The sequence below is a fragment of the Pseudomonas sp. PSB18 genome (genome assembly GCF_014596565.1).
Classification (GTDB): Bacteria; Pseudomonadota; Gammaproteobacteria; order Pseudomonadales; family Pseudomonadaceae; genus Aquipseudomonas.
Genome location: NZ_NOIN01000005.1, coordinates 317,122 through 333,896 on the forward strand (window position 1 = coordinate 317,122; position 16,775 = coordinate 333,896).

The following is a 16,775-nucleotide window of genomic DNA, read 5'->3' on the forward strand; positions in this document are numbered from 1 at the left end:
GGATCGCGCAAATCCAAGTCCACAGGTGCCGGCAAGGCGCCTGGCGGCTACAATGGCCGCTTCGACCGTGACCAGCCTGACTAAAAACACATGTCCTTGCCCAAACATCATCTGGAATTGCTCAGCCCTGCCCGCGACGTGACCATCGCCCGCGAGGCCATCCTGCATGGCGCCGACGCCGTGTACATCGGTGGCCCGAGTTTCGGCGCGCGTCACAACGCCTGCAACGAGGTGGGCGATATCGCCCGGCTGGTGGAGTTCGCCCATCGCTACCACGCCCGGGTGTTCACCACGATCAACACCATCCTGCACGACAACGAACTGGAGCCGGCCCGCCAGCTGATCCACCAGTTGTACGATGCAGGTGTCGATGCGTTGATCGTCCAGGACCTGGGGGTGATGGAACTGGATATCCCGCCGATCGAGCTGCACGCCAGCACCCAGACCGACATCCGTACCCTGGCCCGGGCGAAGTTCCTCGATCAGGCCGGCTTTTCACAATTGGTGCTGGCCCGTGAGCTGAACCTGCAGGAAATCCGCGCCATCGCCGACGAAACCGATGCTGCCATCGAATTTTTCATCCACGGCGCGCTGTGCGTGGCGTTCTCCGGCCAGTGCAATATCTCCCACGCCCAGAACGGACGCAGCGCCAACCGTGGCGACTGCTCCCAGGCCTGCCGCCTGCCCTACACCCTCAAGGACGACCAGGGTCGGGTCGTCGCCTACGAAAAACACCTGCTGTCGATGAAGGACAACAACCAGAGCGCCAACATCCGCGCCCTGGTGGAAGCCGGCGTGCGCTCGTTCAAGATCGAAGGGCGCTACAAGGACATGGGCTACGTGAAGAACATCACCGCCTACTACCGCCAGCGCCTGGACGACGTCCTTGAAGACCGCCCCGACCTGGCCCGCGCATCCAGCGGCCGTACCGCGCACTTCTTCGTGCCCGACCCGGACAAGACCTTCCACCGGGGCAGCACCGACTACTTCGTCAGCGAGCGCAAGATCGACATCGGCGCCTTCGACTCCCCGACCTTCACCGGCGTGCCGGTGGGCGTGGTGGAAAAAGTCGGCAAGCGCGACCTGCAGGTCGTGACCTTCGATCCTCTGTCCAACGGCGACGGCCTGAACGTGCTGGTCAAGCGTGAAGTGGTGGGCTTCCGGGCCAACATCGCCGAGCCCAAGGGCGAATTCGAAGAAGACGGCCAGAAGCGCTACCGCTACCGCGTCGAACCGAACGAGATGCCGGCCGGCATGTACCAGTTGCGCCCCAACCATCCGTTGAGCCGCAACCTGGACCATAACTGGCAGCAAGCGTTGCTCAAGACCTCATCCGAGCGGCGTGTCGGCCTGGCCTGGGTCGCGCGCCTGCGGGAAGCGCGCCTGGAACTGACGGCCACCAGCGAGGAAGGCATCAGCGCCAGCGTCGCTCTGGACGGACCGTTCGGCGTGGCCAACAAGCCGGAACAGGCCCTGGAGCAATTGCACGACCTGCTCCGCCAACTGGGCACCACCGAATACCACGCCACCGCCATCGAGCTGGATGCGCCCCAGGCGTTCTTCATTCCCAACTCGCAGCTCAAGGCGTTGCGACGCGAAGCCATCGAAGCCCTGGCCGCCGCCCGCATCGAAGCTCACCCCCGCGGTGGCCGCAAGGCCGAGACCAGCCCGCCACCGGTGTATCCGGAGTCGCACCTGTCGTTCCTGGCCAACGTCTACAACCAGAAGGCCCGGGACTTCTATCATCGCCATGGCGTCAAGCTGATCGACGCGGCGTTCGAGGCTCACGAAGAAACCGGTGAAGTGCCGGTGATGATCACCAAGCACTGCCTGCGCTTCTCGTTCAACCTCTGCCCCAAGCAGGCCAAGGGTGTCACCGGCGTGCGCACCAAGGTCGCCCCGATGCAGCTCATCCACGGGGATGAAGTCCTGACGCTGAAGTTCGACTGCAAACCCTGCGAGATGCACGTGGTCGGCAAGATCAAGGGCCACATCCTCGACCTGCCGCTGCCGGGCAGCACGGCGCAGCCGGTTGTCGGGTACATCAGCCCTGAAGATCTGCTCAAGACGATTCCTCGCGCACCGCATTAAGCAACCGCTACACCCTCCATGTGGGAGCGAGCTCGCTCCCACATGGGCTGCCTACCCTTGTTTTTCATTTCTGCGCCGTTTTTGCTTGAGTGTGCGACACATCCCACCTCATGGACTCCCCGTCCACTGACCTGCAGTGTTAGGTTGCGTAGTTGTTTCGCCAATGAAACATCTTCCTTCAACTCCCCTGCAAAGGAATGCCCCCAGCAATGGACTTCTCGCTCAAGCACCTGGCTGTGACCACCCTGCTGCTGTCCAGCTTCGCAACGCTCTCCGCGCCAGCACTCGCCAACATCACCGCGCAGCAGAGCGCGACGCTCGTCAAAACCCTCGCTGACACATCGGTCACGGACTTCAGGCAGTTCCTGGGCAGCGTGGCCAAGAGCGACCTGGCCAAAACCGCCGACCTGGGCCCAGCCATCAGCGCCTTCCTCGACAACAAACCTCTTTCGACCGAACAGCAGAATGAAATCCATCGCCTGCTGGGCATTTACGCACGAGTGAAATACGGCAGCGCGGCCACCGAAACCCTGAAAGAGCTGGTGGCAATCCCGACCTTCCGCAAGGACGGCGTGGCCCAGCACGAGAATCCGGAATTCCTCAAGATCGCCGACAAGATCAAGAGCCTCGCCCAGGCCTTCGACCTGAACTTCCGCAACATCGACAACCGTGTCTATGAAATTTCCCTGCCAGGCAGTGGCGACGAAGTCGTGGGCATCCACGCCCATGCCGATGTGGTGCCGGTGACGCCGGAGAACTGGGTCCTGAAGGACGGCACGCGGCTCGACCCGTTCAAAGTCACCCTGGTGGGCGACCGCATGTATGGCCGGGGCACCGAGGATGACAAGAACGGTATCGTCGTGGCGCTCTATGCCATGAAGATCATCAAGGAAGAGAAGCTGCCGCTGGCGCGGAATTTCAAGCTGCTGGTGGACACCACCGAGGAAACCACCGGCGACGCGATCCCCTATTACTTCGAACACAACCCGACGCCGAACTACAACCTGGCGCTGGACGGTGGCTACCCTGTCGTGATTGCCGAAAAGGGCTACGGCACGGTCATGGCGAATTTTGCCCGTCGCCCCGCACAAGGCAAGGGCGCCGAAATCACCGGGCTGACCGGCGGCCTGGCCACCAACCAGATTCCATCGACGTCGGTGGCCACCTTCGTCGCTGACAAGCCTGCCGAACTGGCCGCCAGCCTGCTCAAGGCCGGTACCGATTATGCCAAGCGCAACGGCGGCAACTTCGAGGTCGCCAGCAAGGTCGTCGGCAAGGACGTCCAATTGACCTTTACCGGGGTTTCCGCTCACTCATCAGAGCCCGAGTCAGGCGTGAACCCGGTGGCCCGGATGCTGGTCTTCATCAATGGCCTCGACGGCAAGGTAGCGCTCAAGCACAACCACATCACCGACGCCGCCCGCTACGCCGCCGACAACTGGGGCCTGGACTACCTGGGCAAGCAGTTGGGGATTGGCTTCTCCGATGCCTTCATGGGCCCGCTGACCGCCTCCCTGACCTACGTCGGCATGGATGACAAGACCTTCAAGCTCGCCGTCAACCTGCGCGTTCCGGTCGGTAAGCCCACTGAAGCGCTCAAGACCGAAATTGCCGACAAACTGACCGCCTGGAGCAAGAAATCCCACGTAGCGGTGGCCTTCGATTATTCCATCGACGAACCGATGTACCGCAACCCCGAAGGTGAATGGGTCAAGGCGCTGCTGGCCGTGGCCACCGAGAACCTGGGCATGGAACACAAGTACGGCACCTCGGCGGGCGCCACTTCGGTCCACGACCTGCCCAACGGGGTGCAGTTCGGCCTGGCAATGCCCGACGTCAAATACACCGGTCACAACGACAACGAGTTCAAGACGGTCGAGCAGTTCATGCTGGACTTGCAGATCGTGACCGAAATGATGGGACGCATCGGGCAGATGCCGAAGCTCTGAGTACATCTGCCGGCCGGTTATTTCCAGGCTGGCAGGTTTTAAGGTGGCGAGGGGATTTATCCCCTCGCCACAAAGTCGGTGTTCACAAGGGTGCGTTCAGGCCTCAACGCAAACCATAGGAATAGAGGCCCCCATCGTTATTGTCATACCAGTTGCCTTTAGCCCAGATCACACGATCCTCGGTTGATTGGAAGCCGAGGATCCCCAGGTAGCCATCAATGGCCAGGCGTTGCCAGGAACGCCCCCAATCCCTGGAATAAAACACCCCATTCGCGGAAATGCTCGCGTCGGACCACCAGTAGAGCCAACGGGGTGGCCGGTGTTCGCTGCTGGTGTTGATCAACAAGCTGTTCCGCCCGACATAGAAATTCCCCTCGCGCAGCCGGGTATCCGATGCCAGCGGATCGAATGCGCCGGGAAGATCCCCCAGGGGGTGCCAGGTCAGTGCCGTGGTATCCAGTTCGGCAACCGCATCCTGCCCATGGTCGCCCTGGTCGATAAGGCCCATCACCCGCCCCGCGTCGTTCTGCGCCAGCGTATCGATGAACAGGTTGTCGTCACGCTGAACCTCTACCACTCGCCAGTGCTTCGCCTTGCGTTGCAGTTGGGCCCGGGTCGTTACGTTGAATGCGATATTGTCGCCTTCACCGTCGGGATTGCTTCCCCAGAAACGTTGGGACACCCAGATATATGCCCGTTGCGCATCCAATTGGAGGACATGGGTGCGTATCTCCCCGTAGGTACCGTCAACGGTGTGCCACTGCATGACGTCGGGGCGCTTGACCTGCGCATACTCGGCGGTCGCCAGCAGCGATTCCGCCGCAACGATCGGCGTGCTGCTCATTCCCCGATCGGCAGAGTAGAAAACTCCGGTCGAAATAGCCCCAGGGGTGTCTTCGCCGCTCTCGTTGTCAATGCCGCTCGGCTTACCCCAGGCCCATACCTCATCCGTGCCGTGAAAATAGGGTTCGAGGTTCCAGGCCAACTGATCGGCCCCGGGAAACCAGCCGTTGGCCAGCCAGGTCCAGCGTTTGCCCTGATCGTCACTGCGAAAGACCACCGTCTGGCCGACGCCATCGGGGGCCACGGCTTCAGGCCGGTCGAGTCCCGTAAGCAGGAAAACGCTGGCTCCATCCGGGCTGGCAACCAGACAGGCCGCCGCGCTGACATGGGCCACGAGCTGGAAACGACCCTGGGCGTCCAATCGCGAGATGAACGATGTTTCCTTCCCGCCGCCGGTAAGGAGGCTGGTGAAGGCACCGGAACCTTCCGGCTCCAAGTCTTCATCCCGCTTGCCATACGCCACCGCATCCAGGTCCACGCTACTTGCAGAGGCGTCGAGCTGCCCGGCCTCCCCCTCCATGCGCGCCACCAGCCAGGTACCCTGCGGGGTCACCACCACCCCCGTGCAATACTGAGTCGCAGCCCGTTGCCGGGTGTCCTGCACGGTACCAATCTGCTGCTGATCGGGACGGGCGCCGCCCCACTCCAGCTTGGCACGGGTGATCATCCACATGTACCACAGGCCGGCGCTGACGATCAGCGCGACGAACAGCGTAATTAGAAGCTTTGATCGGGGCATGAAAGGTCCATATCCATGGGAAAACTGCGAAGTTTTTCTCATTTCTTTCAACGCTAGTAAATTTTTATCGCACCAAAACCGCTGAAGCCTGTCGCATGATTTTCATCGCTGTGACTCAGGTTGCATTTTTGCGTTCACCGAGCGATGCAGTTTCGCCGCGCAGCCTCGACGGGTTAAGGTCGCACTGAACCACAAGGAACACCCGATGCCCCCACGCGCCAGTCTGGACAGCTCTGCCCCATCACCCGAAAACAGCGGTTTCGTCCGGGTGCGTGGCGCCCGCGAACACAACCTCAAGAACATTGATGTCGATATCCCGCGCGATGCCCTGGTGGTGTTCACCGGCGTGTCGGGGTCGGGCAAATCGTCGCTGGCCTTCTCGACGCTCTACGCCGAAGCCCAGCGGCGCTACTTCGAATCCGTCGCGCCGTATGCGCGACGTTTGATCGATCAGGTGGGCGTGCCGGATGTGGGCAGCATCGAAGGGCTGCCGCCGGCGGTGGCTTTGCAGCAGCAGCGCGGCACGCCCAGTGCGCGCTCCTCGGTGGGCAGCGTCACCACCTTGTCGAGCCTGATCCGCATGCTTTACTCCCGGGCCGGCAGCTACCCGGCCGACCAGCCGATGCTCTATGCCGAGGACTTCTCGCCCAATACGCCCCAGGGCGCATGCCCGCAATGCCATGGTCTGGGTCGGGTCTACGAAGTGACCGAAGACTCCATGGTGCCAGACCCTTCGTTGACCATCCGCGAGCGCGCCGTCGCGGCCTGGCCGATGGCCTGGCAGGGTCAGAACCTGCGGGATATCCTGGTGACCCTGGGCTACGACGTCGATATCCCGTGGCGCGACCTGCCGAAAAAGCAGCGCGACTGGATCCTCTTCACCGAAGAAACACCCACTGTCCCTGTGTATGCCGGGCTTACGCCGGCCCAGACCCGCGCTGCTCTCAAGCGCAAACTCGAACCCAGTTACCAGGGCACCTTCAGTGGTGCCCGGCGCTACCTGCTGCACACCTTCATGCACTCGCAAAGCGCGCAGATGCGCAAACGCGTAGCGCAATACATGCGCGCCAGTGCCTGCCCCGAATGCGCGGGCAAACGCCTCAAGCGCCAGGCGCTGACGGTGACGTTCGCCGGCCTGGACATCGCCGAGCTGTCGCACCTTTCCCTACTGGAACTGGCCGATGTGCTCAAGGGCGTCACGGCTGCGGATTATCTGGAGCAACCCGAAGAGTCGGCCGACGTCCTCACCCACCGGCAAACCAGAGAAGCTCGCGAGCAACGTGCCGCCAGGGGTGACAACCCTCACGCAGGCGGGCCGGACGCGCGCCATACGCCCAACCTGTCCCTGGAAAAACGCTTGGCCGCGCAGCGCATTGCCGCCGAATTGCTGGAGCGGATCGTCACTCTGATCGACCTCGGCCTGGGCTATCTGGCCCTTGAGCGCAGCACCCCAACGCTGTCCTCTGGCGAGCTGCAGCGCCTGCGCCTGGCGACCCAGCTCAACTCCCAGCTGTTCGGTGTGATCTATGTGCTGGACGAGCCTTCCGCCGGCCTGCACCCTGCCGACAGCGAAGCCCTGTTCGATGCCCTGCAGCGCCTCAAGGCCGCTGGTAATTCGGTGTTCGTGGTCGAACACGACCTGGATACCATGCGCCGCGCCGATTGGCTGATCGACGTAGGCCCGGATGCCGGCGAACAAGGTGGCAAGATTCTCTACAGCGGCCCGCCCACCGGTCTCGCCCAGGTGCCTGAATCGCGCACCCGCGCCTATCTCTTTGCCGAGCCGACCCTTGCCCGGCGCAGTCCTCGGACACCGGGCGACTGGCTGCGCCTGGAGGGCATCACCCGCAACAATCTCGATAATCTCAGTGCGGCGTTTCCCCTCGGCTGCTTCACGGCCGTGACCGGCATTTCCGGCTCCGGTAAGTCCAGTCTGGTCAGCCAAGCCCTGCTGGACCTGGTAGGCACCCACCTGGGCCTGGCCAGCCACGACGCCGAAGCTGATGAGACAAGCCTGGAAGACGAACCCGAACAAACCAGCGGCGGACGTGTCACTGCCGGACTCGACGCCGTCAAGCGCCTGGTCCGGGTGGATCAGAAACCCATCGGCCGCACGCCGCGCTCCAACCTCGCCACCTACACCGGCTTGTTCGACCACGTGCGCAAGTTGTTTGCCGCAACGCAGCAGGCCCGTGAACTGGGATTCGATGCCGGGAGGTTTTCCTTCAACGTCGCCAAGGGCCGTTGCGAAACCTGCGAAGGTGAAGGCTTCGTCAGTGTCGAATTGTTGTTCATGCCCAGCGTGTATGCCCCCTGCCCGACCTGCCACGGTGCGCGCTACAACCCACAGACGCTGACCGTGAACTGGCAGGGCTTGAACATCGCGCAGGTATTGCAATTGACCGTCAACCAGGCGCTCGAGGCATTTGCCGGGGAAGCAGCGCCAAGACGCGCATTGCAGGTCCTGCAGGATATCGGCTTAGGCTACCTGCGCCTGGGCCAACCGGCCACGGAACTGTCCGGCGGTGAGGCACAGCGCATCAAGTTGGCGACGGAACTGCAACGTAAAGCCCGAGGGGCTACGTTGTATGTACTGGATGAACCGACCAACGGACTGCACCCCCAGGATGTGGATCGCCTGCTCGTGCAGTTGAATCGCCTGGTGGATGACGGTCATACGGTGGTTGTGGTGGAGCACGACATGCGGGTGGTGGCGCAAAGCGACTGGGTCATCGATATCGGTCCAGGAGCGGGTTCCCAGGGTGGAAAAGTGGTGGTTTGCGGAACGCCGGGCCAGGTGGCCAACTGTGCCCAGAGTCGAACGGCAGGGTTCCTGAAAAGGGCGTTGCAGCCTGAAAAATAACGCTTTTTTAATGTTACTGGCTGTATCGGAAAAGTTGTCTATACTGCCTTCCAGTTAATCGTTTCAGTACGAGTAGTTTAACTAGCGGTCTCGCTGCCCAGGGTGTGAGGCCGTACTTGCCAGGAGGCACAATGACATCGATCCACCAATCAAAGCAGCAACATCGTGGAATGCTGGAACAGCATGGCCACCCCTCGGTAATCCCCCTGATGAGCAGGGAGACGCCTGTCGCCCCGAGCGCCTTCGTAGCACTGAGCAAAGCCCCGACCTATTCGTGTCGTTGTTGAGCTGGCTCGAAAACTTTCACCCCCATTTGGCGACTCTAAAGGTATAGAGCCTGGCTACGTCAAAGTCTTACATTCAAATTTTCGAGCTCGCTCATCATGCTCAAGCCCACTTCAAGTCATCTGTTCAATTTAATCCAAGAGGTGGAAAACAACATCTCAGGCGTGAGCGAAGAGGAGTACACCGAGGTACTGGGATGGATATTCTCCAAGCTGGGGATCGATAAGTTCGCCTACGTCCATCTGGAGCCCACACCGTCCAACAACTCCAGGATTTCCATCTATAGCAACTACCCAGCCGAATGGGTGGACACCTACCGCAAGAACTCACTCTACAAATCGGATCCGGTCATGGCTAACACGGCCATCACCGCCATACCTTTTTTCTGGAATGAAATACCGGCGGAGCTAGACAACAACCCGGAGATATTCGACCAGTCAGCCTCCTACGGTATCAAACAGGGTTACACCGTTCCCATCCATGAGCCCGGTCGAGCATTCGGCTCCCTTCATCTGTCTTCAGAAGAGAATGATCCCGACTTCCCCACCATCGTCCGCTCGAACCTGTTCATCATCAAAACTCTCAGCGTCATCGCCAATCAATATCGACCCATGGAAACCACCAGCGAAAGCAACTTGAAACTGTCACCCCGGGAAATCGAATTCCTGCGCTGGCTGGCACTGGGAAAAAACTATAAGGAGATAGGCTTGATCATGAACATCACCGAGCGAACGGTGAAGTTTCATGCCAAACAGATGACCGAGAAAATGGATTGCACCAATGTCAAGCAAGCCATGATCAAAGCGGTGCAGCTTAACTTCGTTTAACCCCCTTCCTCATGCCCCCTACGATGCCAGCAACGGTCTTATCGAGACCCGAAGCCATGCCCGACATTACCGGAACACACTCAGGCGAACACAACTTGTGATGCGATATTGAAAAGCATCCCGCAGGCGAATAAACCAATCACCAACGAAATAGCCCGACTCAAGAGTCGGCCGGAAACAATAGTGTGGAGTTTACGTCCGCAGAATGCTCCGATCGCGATCCAGAGCAGCCCGACCGGAAAGATAATAGCTGTGAACAGCATCATGAATGGCATGTAGTTGCTCAGTGACAAAAACGTTCCGGTCGGCGCAACAAAAGAAACGAAGAACAGCCCTTTCGGATTGGTCAACGTCGCCACAAACAGGTCAGGTACATTGATACCCACCGAGTTACCCGATAGAGGATCCTTTACCGAGAACCACAGCTTCAAGGAAATATAAAACAGAAAACACACTGCAAAAAACTTGGTCGCAATGACCACCCAGGAGTGCTCAGTCATCAGCAGATCGATGGAGACGCCCCATATCGTCATCTGAATGACATAGGCCAGCCATTCCGCCACGACAAACCTCATGGAGTGAGCGTTCAGCCCTCTCTTTACTCCGGTTTGCAGCAGCAATGAATTTGTCGGTCCTGGAACCAGCAGGACAGTCATCAGTGAAAACGCGATATAAGACATAAGGTCATCCATGCCAGGAGCCGCGACGGCTCATTTTTTCAGGTTTGGAAGGGGCTCCTACACACAACATCAACTTTTTAGTTGTATGACATCAGACCAATCTTCCCATGCTTAGAGCAGTTACACTAAAGTCACGCCAGCACTCCGTTGTACTTTCCACCCACTACTCATACAGTCGTTTAAACTTTCAACAGGGCTGTGACCGGCCATTCAAGAACGCTTCCATACCATTATTACAAACTGATTACTTACCTTGATCCCGGCGTCAATTTTTCGACCCCAGTTCTATCAGCGTGTTATCGAGACTTTAGGCTGCCGTCAAAAAAACAGACCTTCACCCTCTGCCTGGATCCGCCACCTTGTTGCCTCTCAACGACATCTAGCGCTTATTTCAATCCGGTACTTTTTTGGACTCTGGACGATACTAAACCAACCCTCTCCCATCCTCTTTCCGAACACTATTCATCGCAGTTATCCAGCAACTAATTAGACTATACACTCTACAAAATCACGCACTGTACTTTAGGACAGTTGAAATGATTTAGTGCAAAGTTAACAGTAGCTTCACCCACAACCAAGAAACGTCATTCATGAACTACTCCTCCTGTATTCATCATTTTTCCGGCGTATCTACCCGCATCGCATCCTACTCAAAAATCCCACCCCAGACGCTACAGCAGATACTAGCCATTCGTAAAATCGCCTTCATCGATAGAAAGAAGTGGGACATTGAAAGTTATCAGGGCAGCGATTACGAATGGGACGAATATGACGATCCTGACGCAGTCTACATTTATGCTCACCACAATGAACAGGTCACCGGCTGTGTGCGATTACGCCCCTCCAACAAACCGACCCTAATGAGTGGCGCGCTAAGTTTTATTCTTCCCGAGAGCGACATCCGACCGCACTCAAATCACTGTTGGGAAGCCACCCGATTTGCACTTTCGGCAGATAAAACCTCAGCAACGGAAGTCACCCAGGCCAACATAGACGTTCGCACGGTGGCACTTTTCCTGTCAATGATAAAGTTTGCACAACTGCAAAATATAGATACCTATGAAATTGTCGTTGACACCATGATGGAAAAAATCCTGAAACGCTCCGGATGGACCGTTGCCAGGCACAACACCGCGTTGGGCTCAAAGGGAGAAACCATCATCTACGGCACCCTGCCTTGCACGATTGACACTTATACAGAAGTGCTCAGAAAGAACGCCATCCAGACAATCACCGTCCACGAACAATTCCTTATGGCCAGCCGTTCGTCAGACACATCCCATAAACCCTTTAATATTGACCAAACATTCACCGACCGAAACATTCCAGCAAAAAAACACATGCACACTGAGCTGCATCTATAACACCAAGACTCTGGCATGAAATTGGAGAAAGGATGAACCTACAACGACTATTCCCGCATGTTGGCAAAGTGATTGCCAGTACTGGAAGCCGCAACTTTCCTCGTTTGTTGCACGACCTGATACTTACCGAAATACCTGTCGACGCAACACATATTACCGAGCAAAGAATAGGATCGAGCCATATTTCTGAACCCAGCACTTCCAGCATTGGCGGCGTTGGCATGGACAGCGCCTGCATCGACGCAGTCATAGATGCTCATACCGCAAAGCCTTTTATCCTGGCCGATGATATTTTTTTCGAGGACTCGACCCCGCACAAGGTCCCCAATTTTTCCCGCTGCCTGCTCACTCGTGAACAGCCGGGCCACCTTCCCTGTCACAACACCACCACTCAACTGCACCTGGCCACCCGTAAAAACGGCATTCGCTATGTTCTTTCCGTCTACCGCTCACCTTTTTCCAGCGGATTCACGGCACAGGAGCATGCCCTGCTGAAAGATTTTTCCTGCCTTCTGTTGCCCATGGTTGAAGAGCATGTAGCCGCCCTGGTGCCAGCGGAGGTCAACCGACAGGATGCTTGCCTCCCGTTGGAAGGTCCGGAAAACGGCGGGATGGAAGCATTACGCCAGAGATTCGCCGACCGACTGGCACTGTCCGGATTGAGCTTGTCCTCCCGTGAAACCGAAGTGTGTGTAGGTCTACTGGCCGGCCGCACGGCCCCGGAGCTGGCTGAACAACTCAACCTGAAAGTCAACACCGTCGAGAGTTATCTGAAACGTGCCGCCATAAAAATGGGCATTGGTGGACGCCGCTCGCTCATCCGCTGGATGCACTCGATGGATGCCACGCCATCGGGCATCGAGTGGAATGGTGTCCCCGCAATTCGCCAAGCCGTATAAAACGTCCCCCCCAACCTTTGCTCGGTCACTGCAATCGAGCGGGTGTTGGGGGATGATTTACACCCTCGCATCCCCCCCCTCCATTGCCTTCCCCGTTGTCCTGCGCGTGCGGTGCTTCAACCACTCCAACACGTCGTCGACATAAGTGAAAATCACCGGCACCACCAACAGACTCAACAACGTCGAAGTCAGCAAGCCCCCCATCACCACCACGGCCATCGGCTGCCTGAAGCTGGGGTCTTCACCCATGCCCAGCGCGGTGGGCAACATACCTGCGCCCATTGCGATGGTGGTCATCAGAATGGGACGGGCACGCTTGTGGCAAGCATCCACCAACGCGTCATATCGACTCAGGCCGTAGTCGCGTCGAGCCATGATCGCGTACTCCACCAACAGAATGGAGTTCTTGGTCACGATCCCCATCAACATCAGCAAACCGATGACCGATGGCAGGGAGAAGCTGAAATTGCACACCAACAACGCCACCAGGGCACCGCCTAAGGAGAGTGGCAGTGCCGAAAGAATCGTGGCCGGCTGCAGGAAATCGTGAAACAGCAACACCAGGACCGAATAGATACAGAACACACCGATGGCCATGGCCAGGCTGAAACTTCCGAACAATTCAGTCATCAGTTGCAACTCGCCCTGCTCCACCCTTTTTACCTCGGGTGGGAGATTGCGCATCGCCGGTAGCTGACTGGCTTCGGCCATGACTTCACCCAGGTTGCGCCCGTTGAGTTCGATGGACAGGGTGATATTGCGCAAGCGATCGAGCCGACTGATCTGCGCCGGCCCACTGCCCATGCTGATCTCTCCCAACGAGGACAGGGCAACCTGGCCGTCACGGCCGGTCACCCGTAGCTGGTTGATGCTCTGCAGATCGTCACGCAGCAGCGAATCCATGCGCACCCGCACATCTACCTGACGCTGCGACAAGTTGATTTTCCCCAACTGCGAGGAGTATTCGCCGTAGGTCGCCATGCGCAAGGTATCGGCGATTTCCTGGCTGGTGATACCCAGCTCCGCCGCGCGGGCGAAGTCTGGGCGCATCTGGATTTCCGGGCGTTGCAGGGCGCTGCTGGAGGTGACGTTGCCGATCCCGTGCAGCTCGCGCAGTTGCGGTTCCAGCGCGCTCGCCGTGCGCTCCAGCAGGTCGCCGTCGTCGCTCGCCAGGACGATATTGAGCTTCTCACCGCTCCCGTCGCCCCCGACATTGATCCGTACGCCGGGCAGTGTACGCAGCACCTCGCGCATTTGTGCCTCGACTTGCACCTGTTTGAGATCACGCTGGTTCCGATCCACCAGATCCACCGTCAGGATGGCGTCGCCGGCGCCGGTTATATCGGCCGGCCCGGCCCCCGAACTGCTGGCCGTCCCCACCGAGATGAACACATGCTTGACCGGAGGCATCTCGCTCAGTCTTTCGCTGGCCTGCAATGCCATCGCGGTGGTTTGCTCCAGCGTCGTGCCGGGAGGCAGCTCCAGGGTTATCCGGCTGCGACCGACGTCCTGGGCTGGCAAGAAGCTGGTGGGCAACAACGGCACCAGAGCAAGGGCTCCGATGAAAAACAGGCTGGCCAGGACCATCGTGGTTTTGCGACGGGACAGGCTGGCATGGATCCACCCAAGGTAGCGGGTCATCAACGGGCCGTCGTGCTCGGTATCGGTCTTGGCCTTGAGGAAATAGGCCGCCATCATCGGGGTCAGCACCCGGGCCACCAGCAGCGAAAACAGCAGCGCCACCGAGGCGGTCACGCCGAACTGGCGAAACAGTTTGCCAGCCACCCCGCCCATGAAGGCCGTGGGCAGAAACACCGCGACCAGGGTGGCGGTCGTGGCGAGCACCGCCAGGCCGATCTCATCCGCGGCTTCGGTGGCCGCCTGAAGCGGCGTCTTGCCCATGCGCAAGTGCCGGGCAATGTTCTCGATTTCGACGATGGCATCGTCCACCAACACACCGATGACCAACGCCAGGGCCAGCAGGGAGACGGCGTTGAGCGTGAACCCGGCCAGGTACATCACGCCAAAGGTGGGGATGATCGACAACGGCAACGCCGTGGCGACGATCAGCGTGGCGCGCCAATCCCGCAGGAACCACCAGACCACCAGCACCGCCAGCAACATGCCTTCGTACAGCAGGTTCATCGAGTCGTGGTAGTTGGCGAGCACGGCCTTGACCGTATCGCTGGCCTCGTCGATGCGCACGTTGGGATGCTGCTGCACAAACTCGTCCATGCGCTGGCGCACGTCGTTGGCGACACCGATATCGGAGAATCCCAGTGAGCGGGTGACCTGGAAACCGATCACCGGCTTGCCGTCGCGAAAAGCCCGGCTGCTGCGCTCGGCATGGGTGTCGCGAATCTCTGCCAATTGGTTCAACGCCAGCAGACGCCCATCGCCGCTGGGAATATCGATGGCACCGAGGGCCGCTGGATCATCGATGGCCCCCAAGGTGCGCACGGCCTGCTGGCCGCTGCCCAGATTGCCCTGGCCACCGGAATTGTCCTTCTGCATCGCCCTCAGTTGCCCGGCGACGTCCGCGACGCGAATGCCCAACCCGGCCATCAGGGCCGGATCGAGATTGACCTGGACCTCCCGATCCACCCCGCCGATACGTGAAATCAGGGCCACGCCCGGCACCGACAGCAGCTGCTTGCTCAGCTCGTTGTCGACAAACCACGACAGCGCTTCCTCGTCCAGGACGTCGGAAGCGATGACATAGGTCAGCAGCGGCGATGCACTGGTGGTCAGCCGGGACACCGAAGGTGTATCCAGGCTGGCCGGCAATTGCGGCATGGCGCTGTCGACCGCGTTGCGCACTTCGTTGAGCGCCTCGTTGCCATCCTTATCGATGTCGAAACTGACGCTGATGCTGACGGCGCCGTCGGTGATGACGGTCGTCACGTGCTTGAGCAGGCGCAAGGACGTGAGCTTATCCTCGATCTTGCGCGCCACCTCGGTTTCCAGTTGTTCGGGGGCCGCCCCCTCCAACGAGGCGCTGATCACCACCACCGGCAGGTCCATGTCAGGAAAGTCCTGGATGGCAAGCTTGCCAAAGCCCAACAGGCCGAAGAGCGTGAGCAGGATGAACAGCATCACGGCCGGGACCGGATAGCGGATCGACAAGGCTGAAATATTCATGGCTGGGCGACCTGGGATTGCACGAGGGTCACACTCGCGCCGTCATTGAGGAAGGCGCCGCCGGCGCGCACGATACGGGCCGCCTGATCATCCAGCCCACTCAGGATCTCCACAGCCTCGTGCATCCGCCTGCCCACCACCACCGGTCGCTGGACCACGCGCATGTCGTCGCTGAGGGTGAACACATAGGAACGGCCATCACGCAGGATCACTGCCGTGTCCGGTACCGTGAGGGCTTCGCGGGGCGCCAGTTCGATCTGGCCGCTGGCGTACATGCCGGCCTGGGCGGGACTGCCGGTGGGCAGGGAGATATACACCAGGGCCCGGCTGGTCTTGGTGCTCAAGGTAGGCGACACCAACCGTACCTGCCCTTCCAGGCTCTGCCCGCCCGGTAACGTCAACCGGGCAACCTGACCGGCCTGCACCTGGGCCAACTGGCGGGCATCCAGCTCGGCCTGCCATTCGATGCGACCGTCGCGCACCAGGCGAAACAGCTCGTCGCCGGCGGACAACACTTTGCCGAGCAGCGCCGTGCGCGCGGAGACGATGCCGTCGTCCACCGCCACGATACGCGTCTGCCGGAGTCTGATCCGGGTACTTTGCAGTTCCGCCCTGGCCCCGGCCAGGTCAGCCTCGGCCAACGCCACCTTGATGCGGTAGTCTTCGCGCTGCTGCTCCGACAAGGCGCCGCCCTGGCCGACGACCCGGGCACGGCGGTCGTTGGACCTGGCCTGTTCCAGGTTGGCCACCGCCTGGGCGACCAAAGCCTTCTGCTTGCTTTCCTCGGCGAGCACCGTGTCAGAGGCCAGCGTTGCCAGCAATTGCCCCTTCTTTACCCGGCTGCCCACATCGGCTTCAAGGCTGGCGATACGCAGGCCGCTGGTCTCGGCATTGATGACCGCTTCCTGCCAAGGTGCCAGTGCACCGTTGGCGAACAGCAGTTGCGGCCAGAGTTGGGGCCGGACCTGGACCACCTCCACGCTCAGGCTGCTGATGCTGGGGGCGGCCGCGACCGGCTCGGCGCCTCGGCGAAACGTCAGCAAGATCGCCACGACCGCGAGCACGGCAATTGTCAGCAGGATTTTTCGCAACGT

At 59.7% G+C, this 16,775-nt stretch carries 10 protein-coding genes; 6 read left to right on the forward strand and 4 right to left on the reverse strand.

Going from position 1 to position 16,775, the window contains the following annotated elements:
• The first annotated feature begins 90 nt into the window (after positions 1-90).
• A complete protein-coding gene (locus CGA22_RS14930; RefSeq protein ID WP_041024106.1) occupies positions 91-2,091 on the forward strand; it encodes a peptidase U32 family protein in 2,001 nt (666 codons plus the stop codon).
• 209 nt (positions 2,092-2,300) lie between these two features.
• Positions 2,301-4,040 (forward strand): dipeptidase, encoded by a 1,740-nt coding sequence (locus CGA22_RS14935; protein WP_041024107.1) that lies wholly within the window; start codon positions 2,301-2,303, stop codon positions 4,038-4,040.
• Positions 4,041-4,143: 103 nt separating this feature from the next.
• Here CGA22_RS14935 and CGA22_RS14940 read toward each other — a convergent pair whose 3' ends face one another.
• Positions 4,144-5,622, reverse strand: coding sequence for a hypothetical protein (locus CGA22_RS14940; RefSeq protein ID WP_041024108.1), 1,479 nt, complete (start codon positions 5,620-5,622; stop codon positions 4,144-4,146).
• Between the two features lie 205 nt (positions 5,623-5,827).
• Between CGA22_RS14940 and CGA22_RS14945 the strand changes: the two genes are divergently transcribed.
• Positions 5,828-8,485 (forward strand): excinuclease ABC subunit UvrA, encoded by a 2,658-nt coding sequence (locus tag CGA22_RS14945; protein WP_041024109.1) that lies wholly within the window; start codon positions 5,828-5,830, stop codon positions 8,483-8,485.
• Positions 8,486-8,868: 383 nt separating this feature from the next.
• Entirely contained in the window at positions 8,869-9,597 is a 729-nt protein-coding gene (locus CGA22_RS14950) for a LuxR family transcriptional regulator (RefSeq protein ID WP_041024110.1), read from the forward strand.
• An 80-nt stretch (positions 9,598-9,677) separates the two neighbouring features.
• Here CGA22_RS14950 and CGA22_RS14955 read toward each other — a convergent pair whose 3' ends face one another.
• The gene (locus CGA22_RS14955) at positions 9,678-10,277 is read right to left on the reverse strand and encodes a LysE family translocator (protein WP_041024218.1); all 600 of its coding nucleotides are present in this window, start codon (positions 10,275-10,277) and stop codon (positions 9,678-9,680) included.
• 590 nt (positions 10,278-10,867) lie between these two features.
• On the opposite strand from CGA22_RS14955, the gene CGA22_RS14960 reads away from it, so the two are divergent.
• Positions 10,868-11,641 carry an acyl-homoserine-lactone synthase gene (locus CGA22_RS14960; protein ID WP_188258633.1) on the forward strand — a complete coding sequence of 258 codons (774 nt, stop codon included), beginning with the start codon at positions 10,868-10,870 and terminating at the stop codon, positions 11,639-11,641.
• Between the two features lie 32 nt (positions 11,642-11,673).
• Complete coding sequence (locus CGA22_RS14965; RefSeq protein ID WP_052435184.1) at positions 11,674-12,540, forward strand: helix-turn-helix domain-containing protein; 867 nt, start codon at positions 11,674-11,676, stop codon at positions 12,538-12,540.
• A gap of 57 nt (positions 12,541-12,597) precedes the next feature.
• Here CGA22_RS14965 and CGA22_RS14970 read toward each other — a convergent pair whose 3' ends face one another.
• Positions 12,598-15,681, reverse strand: a complete 3,084-nt coding sequence (locus CGA22_RS14970; RefSeq protein ID WP_041024112.1) for an efflux RND transporter permease subunit — start codon at positions 15,679-15,681, stop codon at positions 12,598-12,600.
• Positions 15,678-16,772, reverse strand: a complete 1,095-nt coding sequence (locus CGA22_RS14975) for an efflux RND transporter periplasmic adaptor subunit (protein ID WP_041024220.1) — start codon at positions 16,770-16,772, stop codon at positions 15,678-15,680. The genes CGA22_RS14970 and CGA22_RS14975 overlap by 4 nt, the downstream gene beginning before the upstream one ends.
• Positions 16,773-16,775: the final 3 nt, after the last annotated feature.

What these genes read in the sequence shown, in the direction of transcription:
- CGA22_RS14930 (WP_041024106.1), top strand. Translation starts at nt 91, where the DNA reads ATGTCCTTGCCCAAACATCATCTGGAATTGCTCAGCCCTGCCCGCGAC.
- CGA22_RS14940 (WP_041024108.1), bottom strand. Translation starts at nt 5,622, where the DNA reads ATGCCCCGATCAAAGCTTCTAATTACGCTGTTCGTCGCGCTGATCGTC.
- CGA22_RS14960 (WP_188258633.1), top strand. Translation starts at nt 10,868, where the DNA reads ATGAACTACTCCTCCTGTATTCATCATTTTTCCGGCGTATCTACCCGC.
- CGA22_RS14950 (WP_041024110.1), top strand. Translation starts at nt 8,869, where the DNA reads ATGCTCAAGCCCACTTCAAGTCATCTGTTCAATTTAATCCAAGAGGTG.
- CGA22_RS14955 (WP_041024218.1), bottom strand. Translation starts at nt 10,277, where the DNA reads ATGTCTTATATCGCGTTTTCACTGATGACTGTCCTGCTGGTTCCAGGA.
- CGA22_RS14945 (WP_041024109.1), top strand. Translation starts at nt 5,828, where the DNA reads ATGCCCCCACGCGCCAGTCTGGACAGCTCTGCCCCATCACCCGAAAAC.
- CGA22_RS14965 (WP_052435184.1), top strand. Translation starts at nt 11,674, where the DNA reads ATGAACCTACAACGACTATTCCCGCATGTTGGCAAAGTGATTGCCAGT.
- CGA22_RS14970 (WP_041024112.1), bottom strand. Translation starts at nt 15,681, where the DNA reads ATGAATATTTCAGCCTTGTCGATCCGCTATCCGGTCCCGGCCGTGATG.
- CGA22_RS14935 (WP_041024107.1), top strand. Translation starts at nt 2,301, where the DNA reads ATGGACTTCTCGCTCAAGCACCTGGCTGTGACCACCCTGCTGCTGTCC.